This window comes from Exiguobacterium indicum HHS 31 (assembly GCF_001939065.1).
GTDB lineage: Bacteria > Bacillota > Bacilli > Exiguobacteriales > Exiguobacteriaceae > Exiguobacterium_A > Exiguobacterium_A indicum.
Window position 1 is genome coordinate 1 of the sequence record NZ_MPSZ01000020.1, and the last position, 2981, is coordinate 2981.

General features: G+C 54.3%; 1 rRNA gene. It reads right to left on the reverse strand.

Annotation, left to right across the window (positions count from 1 at the left end):
• Window positions 1-39: 39 nt before the first annotated feature.
• A 23S ribosomal RNA gene (locus N179_RS16710) occupies window positions 40-2953 on the reverse strand.
• Window positions 2954-2981: the final 28 nt, after the last annotated feature.

Sequence of the window (2981 nt, forward strand, 5' to 3'; positions counted from 1 at the left end):
CTCGCGCCCTCAAAACTGAAGTCATCAACAAGCATCTGCTAGAACAAGGCCTCGACCGATTAGTATCACTCAGCTCCACATGTCGCCATGCTTCCACCCGTGACCTATCTACCTCATCGTCTCTGAGGGGTCTTTCTTGATTACTCAAAGGGAAATCTCATCTTGGAGGGGGCTTCATGCTTAGATGCTTTCAGCATTTATCCCGTCCGCACGTAGCTACCCAGCGATGCTCCTGGCGGAACAACTGGTACACCAGCGGTGCGTCCATCCCGGTCCTCTCGTACTAAGGACAGCTCTCCTCAAATTTCCTGCGCCCACGACGGATAGGGACCGAACTGTCTCACGACGTTCTGAACCCAGCTCGCGTACCGCTTTAATGGGCGAACAGCCCAACCCTTGGGACCTACTCCAGCCCCAGGATGCGATGAGCCGACATCGAGGTGCCAAACCTCCCCGTCGATGTGGACTCTTGGGGGAGATCAGCCTGTTATCCCCAGGGTAGCTTTTATCCGTTGAGCGATGGCCCTTCCATGCGGAACCACCGGATCACTAAGCCCGACTTTCGTCCCTGCTCGACTTGTAGGTCTCGCAGTCAAGCTCCCTTCTGCCTTTGCGCTCTACGAATGATTTCCAACCATTCTGAGGGAACCTTTGGGCGCCTCCGTTACTGTTTAGGAGGCGACCGCCCCAGTCAAACTACCCGCCTGACACGGTCCTCCAGCCGGATCACGGCTGCGAGTTAGAGACTCTATGCATGAAGGGCGGTATCCCAAGGGTGACTCCTCCGAAGCTGGCGCTCCGGGCTCGACGTCTCCCGCCTATCCTGTACATCATGCACAAAGCCTCAATATCAGGCTGTAGTAAAGCTCCATGGGGTCTTTCCGTCCTGTCGCGGGTAACCTGCATCTTCACAGGTACTATGATTTCACCGGGTCTCTCGTTGAGACAGTGCCCAAATCGTTACGCCTTTCGTGCGGGTCGGAACTTACCCGACAAGGAATTTCGCTACCTTAGGACCGTTATAGTTACGGCCGCCGTTTACTGGGGCTTCGGTTCAAAGCTTCGCTTGCGCTAACCCATCCCCTTAACCTTCCAGCACCGGGCAGGCGTCAGCCCCTATACGTCATCTTGCGATTTAGCAGAGACCTGTGTTTTTGCTAAACAGTCGTTTGGGCCTATTCACTGCGGCTCTACTCATGTAGAGCGTCCCTTCTCCCGAAGTTACGGGACCATTTTGCCGAGTTCCTTAACGAGAGTTATCCCGCGCGTCTTAGAATTCTCATCTCGCCTACCTGTGTCGGTTTACGGTACTGGCGCCTTCCCCCTCACTAGAGGCTTTTCTTGGCAGTGTGAAATCGTGACCTACGTCCCTACGGGACTCCGCGTCGTTCCTTGACTTTGGTGCCTGACGGATTTGCCAATCAGACGGTCTTGAAACTTGCACATGCACTTCCATCCGCATGCGTCACTATCCTCCTGCGTCCCCCCATTGTTCAAACGGTGGATCGGCGGTACAGGAATATCAACCTGTTATCCATCGCCTACGCCTTTCGGCCTCGGCTTAGGTCCAGACTAACCCTGAGCGGACGAGCCTTCCTCAGGAAACCTTGGGCTTTCGACGGAGGGGATTCTCACCCCTCTTTTCGCTACTCACACCGGCATTCTCACTTCCAAACGCTCCACTGCTCCTTCCGGTACAGCTTCGCAGCGGTTTGGAACGCTCCCCTACCATTCCTTACGGAATCCGCAGCTTCGGTGGTATGTTTAGCCCCGTTACATTTTCGGCGCGGCGCCACTCGACTAGTGAGCTATTACGCACTCTTTGAATGGTGGCTGCTTCTAAGCCAACATCCTAGCTGTCTAGGCAGCGCCACATCCTTTTCCACTTAACATACACTTTGGGACCTTAGCTGGCGGTCTGGGCTGTTTCCCTCTTGACTACGGATCTTATCACTCGCAGTCTGACTCCCGAGTATAAGTTGCTGGCATTCGGAGTTTAACTGAATTCGGTAACCCTGTGGGGGCCCCTAGTCCAATCAGTGCTCTACCTCCAGAACTCTCAACCTCGAGGCTAGCCCTAAAGCTATTTCGGGGAGAACCAGCTATCTCCAGGTTCGATTGGCATTTCACCGCTACCCACACCTCATCCCCGCACTTTTCAACGTGCGTGGGTTCGGACCTCCAGTCAGTGTTACCTGACCTTCATCCTGGACATGGGTAGATCACCTGGTTTCGGGTCTACGACAACGCACTGAACGCCCTGTTCAGACTCGCTTTCGCTACGGCTCCGCCTCATCGGCTTAACCTCGCGCGTTATCGTAACTCGCCGGTTCATTCTACAAAAGGCACGCCATCACCCGTTAACGGGCTCTGACTACTTGTAGGCATACGGTTTCAGGATCTATTTCACTCCCCTTCCGGGGTGCTTTTCACCTTTCCCTCACGGTACTGGTTCACTATCGGTCACTAGGGAGTATTTAGCCTTGGGAGATGGTCCTCCCGGATTCCGACGGGGTTTCACGTGTCCCGCCGTACTCAGGATCCACTCTGGAGGGAAAACAGTTTCAGCTACAGGGCTGTCACCTTCTTCGGCCGACCTTTCCAGGTCCTTCACCTACTGTCTTCCTTTTTGACTCCGTGTAGAGTGTCCTACAACCCCGAAGAGCATGCTCTTCGGTTTGGGCTGTTCCCGTTTCGCTCGCCGCTACTCAGGGAATCGCATTTGCTTTCTCTTCCTCCGGGTACTTAGATGTTTCAGTTCCCCGGGTCTGCCTCACGCTACACTATGTATTCATGTAACATGTCCCATCCCATTACGGATGGTGGGTTCCCCCATTCGGAAATCTTCGGATCAAAGCATACTTACTGCTCCCCGAAGCATATCGCTGTTCGTCGCGTCCTTCATCGGCTCCTAGTGCCAAGGCATCCACCGTACGCCCTTCATACCTTGATCTAGCGTTGGTATTCTAAGAACACACGTC